The following is a 14,655-nucleotide window of genomic DNA, read 5'->3' on the forward strand; positions in this document are numbered from 1 at the left end:
GTATTTTCTTTATAAAAATTCAACCTTTTGTATATTGTTACTTTATGAAATAATTAATAGAATACTTTGTATCTTTGTCCCTTAAGAAATAATGTATTTATGAAGAGTGAAACCCGTTCCGCTATCTTACCAAAAGAGAGACAAGGCAAACCCAAATGGTTGCGTGTAAAACTTCCTACAGGTAAGAAGTACACAGAACTCCGAGGATTGGTAGACAAATACAAATTAAACACCATCTGTACTTCAGGTAGCTGCCCAAATATGGGAGAGTGTTGGGGAGAAGGCACAGCAACTTTTATGATTTTAGGTAATATTTGCACACGCTCTTGTGGTTTTTGTGGTGTAAAAACGGGAAGACCTGAAACGGTAGATTGGGATGAGCCGGAAAAAGTAGCCCGTTCTATAAAAATCATGAATATAAAACATGCCGTTTTAACAAGTGTAGATCGTGATGACTTAAAAGACATGGGAAGTATTATGTGGGCAGAAACGGTAAAAGCTGTACGTAGAATGAATCCTGAAACCACATTAGAAACACTTATTCCTGATTTTCAAGGCATAGAAAAACACTTAGATCGTATTATACAAGTCGCCCCAGAAGTTGTATCTCATAACATCGAAACAGTAAGGCGTTTAACTCGTGAAGTTCGTATACAAGCAAAATACGACAAAAGTTTGAGTGTTCTTAAATATTTGAAACAACAAGGGCAACGCCGCACAAAATCTGGTATTATGCTAGGCTTAGGTGAGACTCGCGAAGAAGTCATTGAAACTCTCCACGATTTACGTAGTAATGAGGTAGATGTCGTTACCATTGGGCAATATTTACAACCTAGCAAAAGGCACCTCCCTGTAAAACAATTTATACTCCCTGATCAATTTGCTGAATACGAAGAGATCGGATTAAAATTAGGATTTAGACACGTAGAAAGTAGCGCACTGGTACGCTCATCATATAAAGCCCAAAAACACATAAACTAATGACTACTGTTGCTATAAATGGTTTTGGTCGTATTGGCCGACGTGTTTTTCGTTTGCTTAATGCATACCCTAATATTAAAGTTGTTGCTATTAATGATTTAGCAGATGCTAAAACACTAAGTCACTTATTAAAATATGATAGTATACATGGTATTTTCAAGGCTGATATCACTCACAATGAGAATCATATTATTGTAGACAACTCTCCCGTTGTGCTTTTAAATGAAACACAACCTAAGAACATAAATTGGACACCTTATAACGTAGATATAGTTATTGAAGCTACAGGTAAATTTAAAACCAAAGAAAGCCTCGAATATCATATTAACAATGGTGCTAAGCAAGTTATTTTAAGTGTCCCTCCAGAAAACGACGACATTAAAACCATTGTTTTAGGAACCAATGAGCATATTCTGGACGGAAATGAAAGCATTATATCTAATGCGTCCTGCACAACAAATAACGCCGCGCCAATGATTGCCATTATTAATGAGCTCTGTGGTATAAATCAAGCCTACATAACGACAATACATTCCTACACCACCGATCAAAGTTTACACGACCAACCTCACAGAGATTTACGTCGTGCTAGAGCAGCTGGGCAATCTATAGTTCCAACAACAACAGGAGCTGCAAAAGCTTTAACAAAAATATTCCCAGATTTAGCAAATGTTATTGGTGGTTGTGGTATTAGAGTCCCTGTAGCCAATGGATCTCTTACAGACATCACTTTTAATGTAAAAAAGGCCGCTTCAATAGAAGCCATTAATACGGCTTTTAAAAAAGCATCACAAACACAATATAAAGGCATTTTAGAATACACTGAAGACCCCATCGTTTCCATAGATATTGTAGGCAACTCACACTCGTGTATTTTCGATGCTCAAATGACCTCTGTAATTGGTAACATGGTTAAGATTATTGGGTGGTATGATAATGAAACAGGCTATTCTAATCGGGTGATTGACCTCATAGTCAATTTGTCTAAAAAAAACAGTTCTTTAACCTAAAAAAAATTATATTTGTTAGTAAAACAACATAATAAATGCTCTTCCCAAACAATTTTATTTATGCTTTTTTACTTCTATTAAACTTAGGCATAAATGCTCAAAATTTAACAGAGGAGACCACCAAACTAACACAAGAGGAAATTGATCTTGCAATTCACTCATCTAAAGAGCACACAAATAACAGCGATTATGATCAAGCTTTATTAGACCTAGAATCTATTATAAAACAAATTGATAATCTGGGTACTACAAAAAAAGCAGGAGCTATTTATTTTAAAATAGGAACACTTCAACATACATTGGGCTATTTAGATGAGGCTATAAAAAGCTTTTCTAATGCAATAAAAATTCAACACATACATAAAGACTTTATCCCCTTAGGAAAGACCTATTATAATATAGGTTTGGTATATGCTGCTCAAGGTAATTTTGATAAAGCTTTAGCCTTTTTTAAGGATGCTAAAACAATTTGCAAGCTAAAAAAACTTGAGCTTCTAGAAGCCAAAGTATTATTACATGAAGGCAAACTACTTCTTAAAATTAAAGAATTAGAAAAAGCAAAAATAGCCTTTAATGCTTCTATAAAATTAGCAGAACAAAACAAAGCAGATTCTATTCTAAGTTCTGGGTTATTACAACTGGGGAAAACACAATATCTACTAGGTTCCCTAAAAGAAGCATTAAAAAATGCTAATAACGGTTTTAATATTGCTAAAGCAAGAAATTACACAAGCATTATAAGCCATGGTACTATCATACTTAGTGATTTATATCTAAGTGAAGGTAATCTTAAATTATCTAATAACTATTTAAAATACTATATCAGGTTGTCTGATTCCATTCACGCTGCAACGAAAACAGATTTAGAAGCAAAAAGAAAAAATGGGCTTGCAAAAACCAAGCAAATAGAAGTTTCAAAAAAAGAAGAAATCCCCAATGAAAATCCTTCAAAGTCTAATACTTTTAATCAATTAACAACCATACTTAGTATCGCATTAATTACAATTCTATCATTACTAACCTTATCGTTGTATAAAAACAATAATATAAGATTAAAATCTAATAACGTATTACACAAGAAGAATGCCGAATTAATAGTAGCTAAAGAAAAGGCTGAATTAGCTTCTAGAACAAAAGCAAATTTCTTATCCACTGTAACTCACGAGCTTAGAACTCCGCTTTACGCTGTTACGGGATTAACTAATATGTTATTAGACGAAAATCCGAAACCCGATCAAGTACAGCATTTAAAATCACTTAAATTCTCAGGGGATTATCTACTAACTTTTATTAATGATATTCTTCAGATTAATAAAATTGAAGCCAACAAAGTCGATATTGAACCCGAAACTTTTAATCTCAAAAAGAAAATATCTAACGTTATTTCTGCACTAAACAACTCTGCATTGGATAACAACATTAAATTACATCTAGAATACGATAAAGCACTCCCTTTAAACTATAATGCCGACCAATTAAAAATATCTCAAATATTAATCAATCTTATTGGGAACTCCATCAAATTTACCAAAGATGGTGATATCTGGATTAGAGCTTCAAAAATTAATGAAAAAGAAGGCCTTTACAATATTCGCTTTGAAGTTGAGGACAATGGTATCGGTATTGGTATGGAGAAACAAGAACACCTTTTTGAAAGTTTCTCACAAGGTTCCATACAGATAAATCGTAAATATGGCGGTACAGGTTTAGGTTTATCTATTGTAAAAGGATTGATCGAAATTTTAAACGGAAAAATATACCTTGAAAGTGAATTAGGCAAAGGATCTATTTTCTTTTTTGAAATCCCAATGCAATATACCAGTGAGATTATTAAAGAAAAGAAAATAAATTATTTCAACGAAGTCAACGAATTAGAACTAAGTAAAATTAAAATATTAGTGGTTGAAGATAATAAAATCAACCAAATGATCACAAAGAAGATCTTAAACAAAATGAAACTTAATTGTGATGTTATAGACAACGGAGAAGAAGCTGTAGACCGAGTAAAAACAACTAATTATGATGTTGTTTTAATGGACATACACATGCCAGGAATAAGCGGTATGGAAGCTACTAAAATTATACGAACTTTTGATAAAAAACTAACTATTTTTGCATTAACGGCCGTTACTATAGAAGACAAAATGCAAGAATTTGAAGAAGCTGGTTTTAACAACATTATCTCCAAACCCTTTAAACAAGAAGATTTTGAGCGCAAACTATTTGATGCGTTAATACCTAATGCCTAACATTACAATAATTAGTTAGTAGAAACAAAAGTCTTAATTAAACTATCAAATCGCTTTGAATCATCAATTTCTATTTCAATAGGAAGATAATACAACTTCCTTTCTAATGTTGGTATGCCCTTTAGCCTCATATAATCCTTTTCGGTTGTAATAATTAAATCCCTTTTAGCAATCGTTTCGATATCGGCATTTGAAAAATGATGATGATCGGCGTATTCTAGATGAGTAAAAGACAATCCCTTTTCTTGTAAAAAACGAACTAAGCTTCCTGCATTAGCGATCCCAGTTACCAAAGTAAATTTAGGCAAACTATGCAACGCTAGAGTAGCGTGCATACTAATTACAGTTTTACTATAAACAATAGAACTAAAAAAAACATTTTGATATTGCTCTGGTGCCATTTTAGTTATTATACTGTTCTTATCTGCTTCACTTATACTACTAGGGCATTTAGTAACCATTATTACTTGAGCGCGTTTAGCGCCACTTTTAGGCTCTCTCAAATTTCCCGTTGGCAACACCCAATCGTTAACATACAACTTAGAATAAGTCGTTAATAAAATATTAAACCCCGCTTTTACTTTTCTGTGCTGAAAGGCATCGTCTAGCAAAATAACCTCTGGAACGGGTTTTAAAGCTAAGAGCTTAGCTATTCCATTTTGTCTGTTTCCATCCACAGCAACATATATATCCCTAAAAAAACGATTATAAAATTGAAACGGCTCGTCTCCCAAGCTTTCTGCAGTAGCGCCTTTTGTACCTAGCACAAAACCGGCTGTTTTTCGTCCGTAACCTCGACTTAAAGTAGCGAGTTTCTTATCTGCCTTTAATAACCGAATCAAATACTCAACCATTGGAGTTTTACCTGTACCTCCTGTACTTAAATTACCGACGCAAATTACTGGCAGGTTATATGACTTAGACCTTTTTAGATTATGGTCGTAAAGTAAGTTACGTAACGTTGTTACCATATAATAAAAGGGGCCTAGAGGAAAAGCGATGTACCGTAATAATTTCATTTATTAACAATAAGTATGTCTATTAAATATGATGCTCTCTTTATAGTAAAAAACTTTATAGTAAGAAGATTCATCATAACGAAAGTAAATATTTTATATTTGTTTCTAATTCAATTTAGAAAATAATATGATTCTTCAAGACGTTATTAATCACTTAGAAAGTTATGCTCCTTTAGCATATGCTGAAGATTTCGACAACGTTGGCCTCTTAGTAGGAGACAAAAACACTAAATTAACTGGAATCTTAGTTACTTTGGACACACTAGAAACAGTAGTTGATGAAGCTATTGCAAAACAATGCAACCTAATTGTTAGTTTTCATCCCATAATATTTAAAGGCTTAAAAAAAATAACTGGAAAAAATTATGTAGAGCGTGTTGTTTTAAAAGCCATAAAACACGATATCGCAATCTATGCCATACATACCGCGTTAGATAATCATATTAATGGTGTAAATGATATAATATGCAACCAATTGGGTTTACAAAATAAAAAAATACTCATTCCACAAACCCAAACCATAAAAAAACTAACCACTTTCGTACCTAAAAATGAAGCCAAGGCCCTAAGAGAAGCTTTATTCTCTATAGGTGTTGGAAACATAGGCAACTACGATCACTGTAGTTTTAACTTAGAAGGGTTAGGCACTTACAAAGCAAATAAAAAGGCTTCTCCAACTAAAGGTAACAAAGGGAATATCCATTATGAAAATGAAACTCAAATTTCTGTAACCTTTGCTAAACATTTGGAGTCTAAAATTATTAATACCTTATTAGAAAACCATTCGTATGAAGAAGTCGCTTATGAGGTTACAACTTTAGAAAATAAAAATCAAACTATAGGAATGGGAATGTATGGCATGCTTAAAACGCCAATGTCTGAAATAGACTTTTTAGAATCTCTAAAGCAACAAATGAACACTAAAGCTATCCGCCATTCTAGATTATTAAACAAACCAATACAAAAAGTAGCTGTATTGGGAGGTTCTGGAAGCTTTGCGATTATGAAAGCAAAAGCAATAAAAGCCGATATATTTATTACAGCAGATCTTAAATATCATGATTTTTTTACTGCTGAGGACCAAATAATTTTAGCCGACATTGGACATTATGAAAGCGAACAGTTCACAAAAAACGGTTTAGTAGCACATCTTACAAAAAAAATCACTAATTTTGCAGTCATTTTATCAAACACAAATACCAATCCTGTTAAGTATTTTTAAAGTATGGCAAAGAGTAAAGAAGTAACTGTAGAAGAACGCTTAAGGTCTTTATACGATTTACAATTAATCGATTCAAGAATTGATGAAATAAGAAATGTTCGTGGAGAACTACCTTTAGAGGTTAGCGATTTAGAAGATGAAGTTACTGGCTTAAATGCTAGATTAGACAAACTTGTTGTTAGTTTAGAATCTGTAGATAGTGAGATTAGTGCCAAAAAAAACAGCATTGAAGAATCTAAATCACTTATAAAGAAGTATACAGAACAACAAAAGAACGTTAGAAACAACAGAGAGTACAACTCTATAACGAAAGAAATTGAGTACCAAGAACTTGAAATAGAACTCGCTGAAAAACACATTAGAGAGTTTAAAGCTCAAATAGAGCAAAAGAAAGAAGTTGTTGAGAAAACAAAACAACATACTAAAGACAGAGAGACGCATCTTAAACACAAAAAAAGTGAATTAGATGCTATTTTAGCTGAAACGGAAAAAGAAGAAGAGGCTTTAATCAAAAAATCTGAAGATTATAAAAAGAAAATCGAAGAGCGTTTGGTAAAAGCTTATAATAGAATTCGTAAAAATGTAAAGAATGGCTTAGCAGTTGTACCTATTGAAAGAGGCGCTTCTGGAGGATCATACTTTACGATTCCACCACAAGTACAAATGGAAATAGGCGCTCGCAAAAAGATTATTACAGATGAGCATAGTGGACGTATCTTGGTCGATGAACTTTTAGCTATAGAACAAAAAGAGAAAATGGAAAAATTATTTAAAAAACTATAAATAATACTTTCATTAAAGAATAACTTAAAGCCTCTACTAAATTAGTAGAGGCTTTTTAGTTAAAAAATATTAAACCGGATTTAAGTTTCAGTGTTTTTTACGACAAACTAGAAAATGACAAAGACCATGAAAAAAATAATCCCAATACTAAGTATTCTATTATTACTTAGTTGCCAAAACACGGCACAAAACTCTAAACAAGATAAAATAAAAAATGCGACTCCAATCGAAGTCCCTATGGAACACGGTATGGCAAAAGCATATTTCGCCAGTGGTTGTTTTTGGTGCGTAGAAGCCATATACGAAAGTGTAAATGGCGTAAGTGAAGTTGTTAGCGGCTATTCTGGTGGCCATACCAATAATCCCACATACGAAGCAAGTAATACTGGACGTACAGGGCATGCGGAAGCTGTTGAGGTTATTTACAACCCAAAGGTTGTTAGTTTTAAAACCTTAGTCGATGTTTATTTTGCTTCGCAAAATCCAACACAAGTTAACGGGCAAGGTCCAGATAGAGGCTCACAATACAGGTCTATTATTTTTTATCAAAATGCGACTCAAAAACAAATTATAACTACAAAAAAGCAAGCTTTGGCAAAAAAACTAGGTAAAACTATTGCTGCGGAAGTGTATCCTTTTCAAAAATTCTGGATTGGAGAAGATTACCATCAAAACTATGAAAAGTTGCATCCTAATCAAAGTTATATTCGAGGAGTATCTGTACCTAGATTAAAACGTTTTCAAGCGAAAATGCCAGAAGTTTTAAAGAAGAATACACATTAAAGTTTTGTTGCTTTGATCTCAAAAAGAAGTGGATATAGTTTATCTGCAGTCACATAATTCCCCGATTGGGTTTTTACTAAGTCGGGGAATACATTGTAAGGAGAGGCATCGTACTCATTTAAATATTCTACTTTTAAACCTGCTGCTACTAAAGCATTAACAACCGCACTCAAACCGTGGTTCCATCCATATTCTTTCGTTTTTATATTAGCATTCATATTAGCATAAGTTCCTTCATACTCTTCATAGATAACAGCGTCTTGCATATAACCATATTTCATTATCGCTTTACCTTCCAGATAATCGAACATCCAAACAATAGGATGAAATTCAATAATATAAAACGTCCCGCCTTTTTTTAATCGCTCAGCAATCATTCTTCCCCAAGGTTTTAAATCGGGTAACCAACCTATAACACCATAGCTTGTAAAAACAATATCAAAAGTTTCGGTAACATACTTTGAAGTCTCTAAGACATTACAACATACAAATTGAGCATTTAAGTCTAGCTCATCATTTAATGCTCGGGCTAATGCGATCCCCTTATCACTAATATCTACACCAAGACAGGCTACACCTAACCGACTCCAACTTAGAGTATCTTGCCCAAAATGACATTGCAAATGCAATAACGATTTACCTTTCACATCACCTAAAGCCTTAATTTCATAGGCATTTAAGGACGATTTACCAGCTTTAAAAGCGGCCATATCATACATCTCACTCTCAGAATGCACTTCTACCTTAGCATTCCAAGTTGCTTTATTTACATTAAAATATTCTGAATTATCCATTTCTTAGCGCTTTGTTAGCTCTCACTTTAAAATTAAATTTACACAATTACTATCAATCTTAACCATTATTACCTGTAAATCAACACTTAGTTTAATTTTTCTATATTTACACCTTTTTGAAACACTGTACACGAGATAAAACAGATTAATTTACTAACAACACATAATAACAACAAAACACCGTTTACTACAATCACAATATTATCAATACATTGCGCTAAAAAACAACTCCTAACCGACTAATTTAATTAATCAAAAAAGCAATAAAAAATGAACTATTTTAAAATGTCCCCTTTTATCCTAATAGTACTACTTTTTTCATGTACTGAAAGTGACGAAGAAATGCTTGAAATAACGGTTTCTATTTCCAATTTCACAACAACGATTAACGAAAATCCTCCCCCAGGATTACCATTAGGTGTTATTGAAGCCTCAACAAACCAAGGAAGCCTATCCTTTTCGATTACCGAGCAATCACCAAATGATGCACTAACTATAAATCCTGCTTCAGGTGAGCTCACTGTGTTAACTGAAAATGTTTTTAATTTTGAAACCAACCCAACGATTACGGGAATAGTAAAAGCTGAAAATGGGGATATTGCGCATACAGCTAGCATAACCATTAACTTAAATGATATAACCGAACAAAATTTACAAGAAAGACTTAATAGCGGAGAAACACCTTGCGAAATATATCAAACAAATAATGCTTTACTAGATGAACTTTATGGTCTCACCTATCAAGGCGGCTTAATCGCTTATTTAAATACTACAGATTGTAGTGGAATAATTGCTGCGCCATCAGATCAAAGTACTAATGCTAAATGGGGCTGCTATCAATCCTATATTGCAGGTGCAGCTAACCCAAACATTGGAAGCGGACTATTAAATACAAATACGATATTGGACACTTGTAATGAAACAAACATCGCGAGCCGTTTATGTGCCAATTTGATTTTAAACGGTTATAGCGATTGGCACTTACCTAGTAAAGATGAACTTAATACACTATACAACAACCTACATCTCAACGGCTTTGGAAACTTTGAAAATGGTGAAACTAATTGTTGTAATGGCTGGTACTGGAGTTCTACAGACGGAGAAACAAACGGTGAAGCTGCTTGGGTTCAATCTTTTAGAAACGATCACAATGGCTTACAAGCCACATACGATATTGGCATAAAAACCTTTGAAAATCAAGTTAGAGCCGTAAGACGTTTCTAAGAACTAAAACGATACAAAGTACACTTGTCAATATCCTTCCGCTGAATAAAGATACGCTTACAACTTACTAATAATTCTAAGCGTTTCTTTTTCCATAATGAGTTTGCTTCCTCTAGGTTAATCATTTACCTTTCGGCAAATAAAAAAAGAGTTGATATCAATCTAAATTAAAACTAAATTTTAAAATGAAAATCAATAAAATGAAAAAATTCAAAATCTTACTTTTAATCATAATTGGCGTCCTTTTTGCCTGTACAGATGATGATTAAGAAACTATCGAAACAACCATTACGGTAGCTAATTTTTCTACAACTATTGAAGAAAATCCTAACGCAGGCTTATCTTTAGGAACTATAGAAGCCTCAACAAATCAAGGAAGTTTAACGTATTCCATTATAGAACAGTTACCAAATGATGCTATTACAATAAATTCTGAGACTGGAGAATTAATGGTACTGACTGAAAGTGTTTTTGATTTTGAAACCAATCCTATCATTACAGGAATAGTTAAAGTTGAAAATGGAGATATTTTCAAGACAGCTAATATTACCATTAATCTCAACGAAATGATTACTGAAATCACAGTAACGGCATCAGATCTAGAAATTAATTTAGATCACATCCCGAATGAAGGTGAAATTATTGGCACTGTAGAAACTGAAACAAATGGGACTGGTGTAACCTTTGAAATTTTACAACAAAATCCTAACGAGATATTGCAAATTAATCCAAATACTGGTGAATTAGAATTCGCTTATTTCAACAATTCTTTTTTTATTAATACCCCGACCATAACAGCAACTGTTCGTGTTTCGAATGAAAATAATTTTGAAGACATAGCTGTGACTGTTAATTTAGTCTTAGCTTGTGAAACGGATCAAACACCTATGCTATTAGCGTCGTATCCTATGAATTCAAATGCTATGGATGATAGTGGATTTAATAATCATGGAATGGTTAATGGACCAACACTTACCAATGATAGATTTTCTACGTCTAACTCTGCCTACCATTTTGACGGAATCGATGATGTAATTGTCGTTCCAGACAATAGTCAAATTAGATTAACAGGTGAATTTACAATTTCAGCTTGGGTATTTACTGAAGAAATAAAATCACAATCGATAATAAGAAAAGGCGCTGCTGTTAATGGAATCTACGCTTGGCCATTTGGACTTTCTATGTCTGCAACTAACGATATCGTATTTTCATTAACTACTGATGATCAATTGACGCAAGCTAGAAAAGAAGGCTATAATATTAATGAATGGTACTTAATATCTGGTGTTTACAAAGATCAAACGATGTATTTATATGTTAATGATGAATTAGTAGCTATTGAAACTGTTGAAGGAGAATTTAACTATAATACTTCACCCTTTTTAATTGGAACAAGACTAAGCCTTCCATCGAGTACTTTTAAAGGTATTATTGATGATGTTAGAATTTATGACAAAGCATTATGTAGTGACGAAATCACAGAGCTTTTTGAAAACTAGAATATAGTAATATAAAACTATAATAATAAACAGCACAGTTACGATTATATAGTCGTAACTGTGCTGTTTATTATTATATACCCTCTTCGCAAGCGTTTCTGTACCTTACTAGAACACTCTAGTAACCTAACTTAGAAACAAATAGCAATCAATTTACAAATCAAGAAACTAATTTAATGTAAACCCTAACCTTTAGGTTGTGCTAACTATATCGTTTTAAACTCTTTTACGGAGAATAACTTTAACGCAAACAACATTAGAAAACAAATGTAATAAGAAACTCCTTTTTCCTTAATGAATAGTTAAACAAACATACCACTTGTGCTTTTTTATATACATTTGTAGTATGCAACAAGAATTAAAATCTGAAATCACCAAACAACACATTAGACATGAAGCATTCAACCTGTTCTACAAAAACGGTTTTAAAGCGACAAGCATAAATGAGATAATGAAAGCTGCAAAAATGACTAAAGGTGCATTCTATCATCATTACAAAAGCAAACAGCAGCTCGGGTTAGAAGTTATTGAATTAAAAATTTTAAAGCGTGTTTATGAGGGAATGATTTTACCTTTAAAAGCACCTGGTAATGCCATAGAAATTTTAGAACGCACTTTTTTAAATAGAATTAGATCTTTTCCCTTTTATGACAAACAACACGGTTGCCCTATGAATAACTTCATTAATGAAATAGGAAATTATGAAAGTAGTTACCAATTGGCATTAAAAAATATTGTTGAAACATGGAAAGAAGCTCTTGTTATGCTTATTGAAAAAGGAAAGCAGCAAAACAATATAAAAAAAGAAATATCAAGTGAAGCCGTAGCTATTTATTTAATTAGTGCTTTTGAAGGTATTAGAGGCATTAGAAAATTATATGATAATGATATTATCCTTGAGCAATATATTTCAGGCTTATCAATATACATAAATCAAGTGAAAGCGTAATTTTTTTTATCACAAAACATACCTATCAGAATGTTTTAATTATAACCATTAAACAATGAAAAACAACAGAAGAAACTTTATAAAAAAAACAGCATTACTTAGCATTACTGGCGCGACACTTCCGCATTTAGCATTAGCAAAAACTAGTATAGACAAAGCGGAAGCTAAAACTCTTGAGCTAAGACCAAAAGTATTATTTTTTGATGTTAATGAGACTTTACTAGATTTAACCGCTATGAAAACAAGCGTTGGGAAATTACTTGGTGGCAGAAGCGAACTCTTACCACTTTGGTTTACCACTATGTTACAATATTCCTTAGTTTCTACTGTAGGTAGACAATATAATGACTTTGGAATAATTGGAACAGCAGCACTACAAATGGTAGCAGCAAACCATGGTATTTATATTTCAGAAAAAGATGCTAAAGACGCTATTTTAGGCCCAATACGTTCCTTGCCAGCACACCCTGAAGTCAAAACATCTTTACAACAGTTAAAAGTTTCCGGCTACAAGCTAGTTTCATTCACCAACTCATCAAATAAAGGTGTAAAAAAACAATTTGAAAACGCTGGCTTATTAGACTATTTTGATGAAAGATTGAGTATTGAAGACATCGGTAAATTTAAACCACATACAGATGCCTACGATTGGGCAGCAAGAAAAATGGCTATCGCACCATCTGAAAGCCTACTAATTGCAGCACACGGATGGGATATTGCTGGTGCGCTCTGGGCGGGTTGGAGAGCTGCTTTTATTAGTAGACCAGGAGCACAATTATATCCACTAGCGCCAAAACCAGAAATTAATGAAAATAACCTCGCACTTGTTACCCAAAAATTAATCCATTTAAAATGAAAGAAAAAGCAAGTCAGACCATAAATATAATCGCTATTGTAGCGATGGTCTATTTCTCGATTCCGAAACTCATAGCTAAACCAAGAAGTGTTGCGGGGTTTAAACAATTTGAAACCACTTTACATATAAACGCTGATTTTTTCAGGATTTTTACTGGTATCGCAGAACTTACCATGACGCTTATGTTACTTTATTTTGCCTTTTCTCAAAAAATAAAGGTTGGCAAATTTGTTTATCAGTTCTTGTTAATTACAATGTTTACAGCTTTGTGTCTAGAATTTTTTGCAAGACCAGAGCCCAAAATGATACTAGTTTTAATCGCTATTATACTTACACTCTTTTCTCTTTATCAAATATTATATCTAAAAAACAAAACATTATGAATCTAGAAAACAAAGTAATTATCGTTACAGGATCTTCCAAAGGGATTGGGAGAGAAATAGCCCTTCTTTTAGCTAAAAATGGTGCAAAAATAATTATCAATCATTCTAATAGTCAAAACGAAGCAAATAAAACGGTAGAAACTATTATTAAAAATGGTGGCAGTGCCTTAGAAATTCAGGCTGATGTTAGCAAAAAAAGACAAGTTACCGAACTATTTGATAAAACTATAGAGACTTATGGTAAAATCGATGTCTTGATAAATAATGCAGGCATTATGTACAATAAACTTTTAAAGGACAATACACAAGAAGAGTTTTCTAATCTGTTTAATGTAAATGTTCGAGGCATTTTCAATACTCTTCAAGAAGCAGATAGTAAACTAGCGGATAATGGGATTATTATTAATTTCTCATCAAGTACTGCTAAATTAATGTTCCCTAAATACGCTTTATATTCGGCTACAAAAGCAGCAGTTGAACAAATAACAAAAGTCTTTTCTAAAGAAATAGGAAGAGGAATTTCTGTTAATGCAATTGCCCCAGGCGCTACAGCAACAGAATTATTCTTAAATGGAAAATCACAAGAAACCATTGATAAACTAAGTGCTATGAATGCCTTTAATAGATTAGCAGAGCCTATTGATATCGCGAAAGTGGTTTTATTTTTAGCAAGTGATGATTCTAAATGGATTTCAGGACAAATAATTGGTGCAAATGGAGCTTTAGTTTAAAGACCATAATTATCAATAGAGAAATAAAATCAAGGCTACTTTTTTAATTCCATAATTTAAAAAAACAATTTATTAAGACTTAAAGTTAACATTTAACTTGAGTAAAAAGCACGTCTTTAATAAACATTAAAACTGTAACATCTCTAAAAAAGTTTAATCTTTAAAGGAAAAC

At 32.8% G+C, this 14,655-nt stretch carries 14 protein-coding genes; 12 read left to right on the forward strand and 2 right to left on the reverse strand.

Annotated features, from left to right (window positions below; genetic code table 11):
• Positions 1-99: 99 nt before the first annotated feature.
• From lipA to AC2D8I_RS03080, 3 genes are read left to right on the forward strand one after another with little or no spacing between them, the layout of a single operon-like run.
• A complete protein-coding gene (gene lipA / locus AC2D8I_RS03070) occupies positions 100-981 on the forward strand; it encodes a lipoyl synthase (RefSeq protein WP_484704519.1) in 882 nt (293 codons plus the stop codon).
• A complete protein-coding gene (gene gap / locus AC2D8I_RS03075) occupies positions 981-1,991 on the forward strand; it encodes a type I glyceraldehyde-3-phosphate dehydrogenase (RefSeq protein WP_484704520.1) in 1,011 nt (336 codons plus the stop codon). The genes lipA and gap overlap by 1 nt, the downstream gene beginning before the upstream one ends.
• 35 nt (positions 1,992-2,026) lie before the next feature.
• Entirely contained in the window at positions 2,027-4,240 is a 2,214-nt protein-coding gene (locus tag AC2D8I_RS03080) for an ATP-binding protein (RefSeq protein WP_484704521.1), read from the forward strand.
• Between the two features lie 11 nt (positions 4,241-4,251).
• On the opposite strand, the gene lpxK is transcribed toward AC2D8I_RS03080, so the two are convergent.
• Positions 4,252-5,259 carry a tetraacyldisaccharide 4'-kinase gene (gene lpxK / locus AC2D8I_RS03085; protein ID WP_484704522.1) on the reverse strand — a complete coding sequence of 336 codons (1,008 nt, stop codon included), beginning with the start codon at positions 5,257-5,259 and terminating at the stop codon, positions 4,252-4,254.
• 127 nt (positions 5,260-5,386) lie between these two features.
• Here lpxK and AC2D8I_RS03090 point away from each other — a divergent pair, with 127 nt between their 5' ends.
• The 3 genes from AC2D8I_RS03090 to msrA all read left to right on the forward strand — a co-directional run bounded on the left by AC2D8I_RS03090 (position 5,387) and on the right by msrA (position 8,047).
• The gene (locus AC2D8I_RS03090) at positions 5,387-6,481 is read left to right on the forward strand and encodes a Nif3-like dinuclear metal center hexameric protein (protein WP_484704523.1); all 1,095 of its coding nucleotides are present in this window, start codon (positions 5,387-5,389) and stop codon (positions 6,479-6,481) included.
• 3 nt (positions 6,482-6,484) lie between these two features.
• A complete protein-coding gene (locus AC2D8I_RS03095) occupies positions 6,485-7,264 on the forward strand; it encodes a zinc ribbon domain-containing protein (RefSeq protein ID WP_484704524.1) in 780 nt (259 codons plus the stop codon).
• Between the two features lie 126 nt (positions 7,265-7,390).
• Complete coding sequence (gene msrA, locus AC2D8I_RS03100; RefSeq protein ID WP_484704525.1) at positions 7,391-8,047, forward strand: peptide-methionine (S)-S-oxide reductase MsrA; 657 nt, start codon at positions 7,391-7,393, stop codon at positions 8,045-8,047.
• Here the strand turns inward: msrA and AC2D8I_RS03105 are convergent.
• A complete protein-coding gene (locus tag AC2D8I_RS03105; RefSeq protein ID WP_484704526.1) occupies positions 8,044-8,841 on the reverse strand; it encodes a class I SAM-dependent methyltransferase in 798 nt (265 codons plus the stop codon). The two genes, msrA and AC2D8I_RS03105, sit on opposite strands and share 4 nt — an antisense overlap.
• Positions 8,842-9,111: 270 nt before the next feature.
• Between AC2D8I_RS03105 and AC2D8I_RS03110 the strand changes: the two genes are divergently transcribed.
• The 6 genes from AC2D8I_RS03110 (at position 9,112) to AC2D8I_RS03135 (ending at position 14,483) form a co-directional block, all read left to right on the forward strand.
• Positions 9,112-10,065 (forward strand): Lcl domain-containing protein, encoded by a 954-nt coding sequence (locus AC2D8I_RS03110; protein ID WP_484704527.1) that lies wholly within the window; start codon positions 9,112-9,114, stop codon positions 10,063-10,065.
• Between the two features lie 449 nt (positions 10,066-10,514).
• Positions 10,515-11,564, forward strand: a complete 1,050-nt coding sequence (locus AC2D8I_RS03115; RefSeq protein WP_484704528.1) for a LamG domain-containing protein — start codon at positions 10,515-10,517, stop codon at positions 11,562-11,564.
• A gap of 346 nt (positions 11,565-11,910) precedes the next feature.
• Positions 11,911-12,513 (forward strand): TetR/AcrR family transcriptional regulator, encoded by a 603-nt coding sequence (locus tag AC2D8I_RS03120; protein ID WP_484704529.1) that lies wholly within the window; start codon positions 11,911-11,913, stop codon positions 12,511-12,513.
• Positions 12,514-12,568: 55 nt separating this feature from the next.
• Entirely contained in the window at positions 12,569-13,369 is an 801-nt protein-coding gene (locus AC2D8I_RS03125; protein ID WP_484704530.1) for a haloacid dehalogenase type II, read from the forward strand.
• Positions 13,366-13,752 carry a DoxX family protein gene (locus AC2D8I_RS03130; protein ID WP_484704531.1) on the forward strand — a complete coding sequence of 129 codons (387 nt, stop codon included), beginning with the start codon at positions 13,366-13,368 and terminating at the stop codon, positions 13,750-13,752. The genes AC2D8I_RS03125 and AC2D8I_RS03130 overlap by 4 nt, the downstream gene beginning before the upstream one ends.
• A complete protein-coding gene (locus AC2D8I_RS03135) occupies positions 13,749-14,483 on the forward strand; it encodes an SDR family oxidoreductase (protein ID WP_484704532.1) in 735 nt (244 codons plus the stop codon). Before AC2D8I_RS03130 ends, AC2D8I_RS03135 begins: the two co-directional genes overlap by 4 nt.
• Positions 14,484-14,655 lie beyond the last annotated feature (172 nt).

It is taken from the genome of Lacinutrix sp. YIN62, assembly GCF_057219185.1.

Coding starts and splice junctions, on each gene's coding strand:
- lipA (WP_484704519.1), top strand. CDS start 100: ATGAAGAGTGAAACCCGTTCCGCTATCTTACCAAAAGAGAGACAAGGC.
- gap (WP_484704520.1), top strand. CDS start 981: ATGACTACTGTTGCTATAAATGGTTTTGGTCGTATTGGCCGACGTGTT.
- AC2D8I_RS03080 (WP_484704521.1), top strand. CDS start 2,027: ATGCTCTTCCCAAACAATTTTATTTATGCTTTTTTACTTCTATTAAAC.
- lpxK (WP_484704522.1), bottom strand. CDS start 5,259: ATGAAATTATTACGGTACATCGCTTTTCCTCTAGGCCCCTTTTATTAT.
- AC2D8I_RS03090 (WP_484704523.1), top strand. CDS start 5,387: ATGATTCTTCAAGACGTTATTAATCACTTAGAAAGTTATGCTCCTTTA.
- AC2D8I_RS03095 (WP_484704524.1), top strand. CDS start 6,485: ATGGCAAAGAGTAAAGAAGTAACTGTAGAAGAACGCTTAAGGTCTTTA.
- msrA (WP_484704525.1), top strand. CDS start 7,391: ATGAAAAAAATAATCCCAATACTAAGTATTCTATTATTACTTAGTTGC.
- AC2D8I_RS03105 (WP_484704526.1), bottom strand. CDS start 8,841: ATGGATAATTCAGAATATTTTAATGTAAATAAAGCAACTTGGAATGCT.
- AC2D8I_RS03110 (WP_484704527.1), top strand. CDS start 9,112: ATGAACTATTTTAAAATGTCCCCTTTTATCCTAATAGTACTACTTTTT.
- AC2D8I_RS03115 (WP_484704528.1), top strand. CDS start 10,515: ATGGTACTGACTGAAAGTGTTTTTGATTTTGAAACCAATCCTATCATT.
- AC2D8I_RS03120 (WP_484704529.1), top strand. CDS start 11,911: ATGCAACAAGAATTAAAATCTGAAATCACCAAACAACACATTAGACAT.
- AC2D8I_RS03125 (WP_484704530.1), top strand. CDS start 12,569: ATGAAAAACAACAGAAGAAACTTTATAAAAAAAACAGCATTACTTAGC.
- AC2D8I_RS03130 (WP_484704531.1), top strand. CDS start 13,366: ATGAAAGAAAAAGCAAGTCAGACCATAAATATAATCGCTATTGTAGCG.
- AC2D8I_RS03135 (WP_484704532.1), top strand. CDS start 13,749: ATGAATCTAGAAAACAAAGTAATTATCGTTACAGGATCTTCCAAAGGG.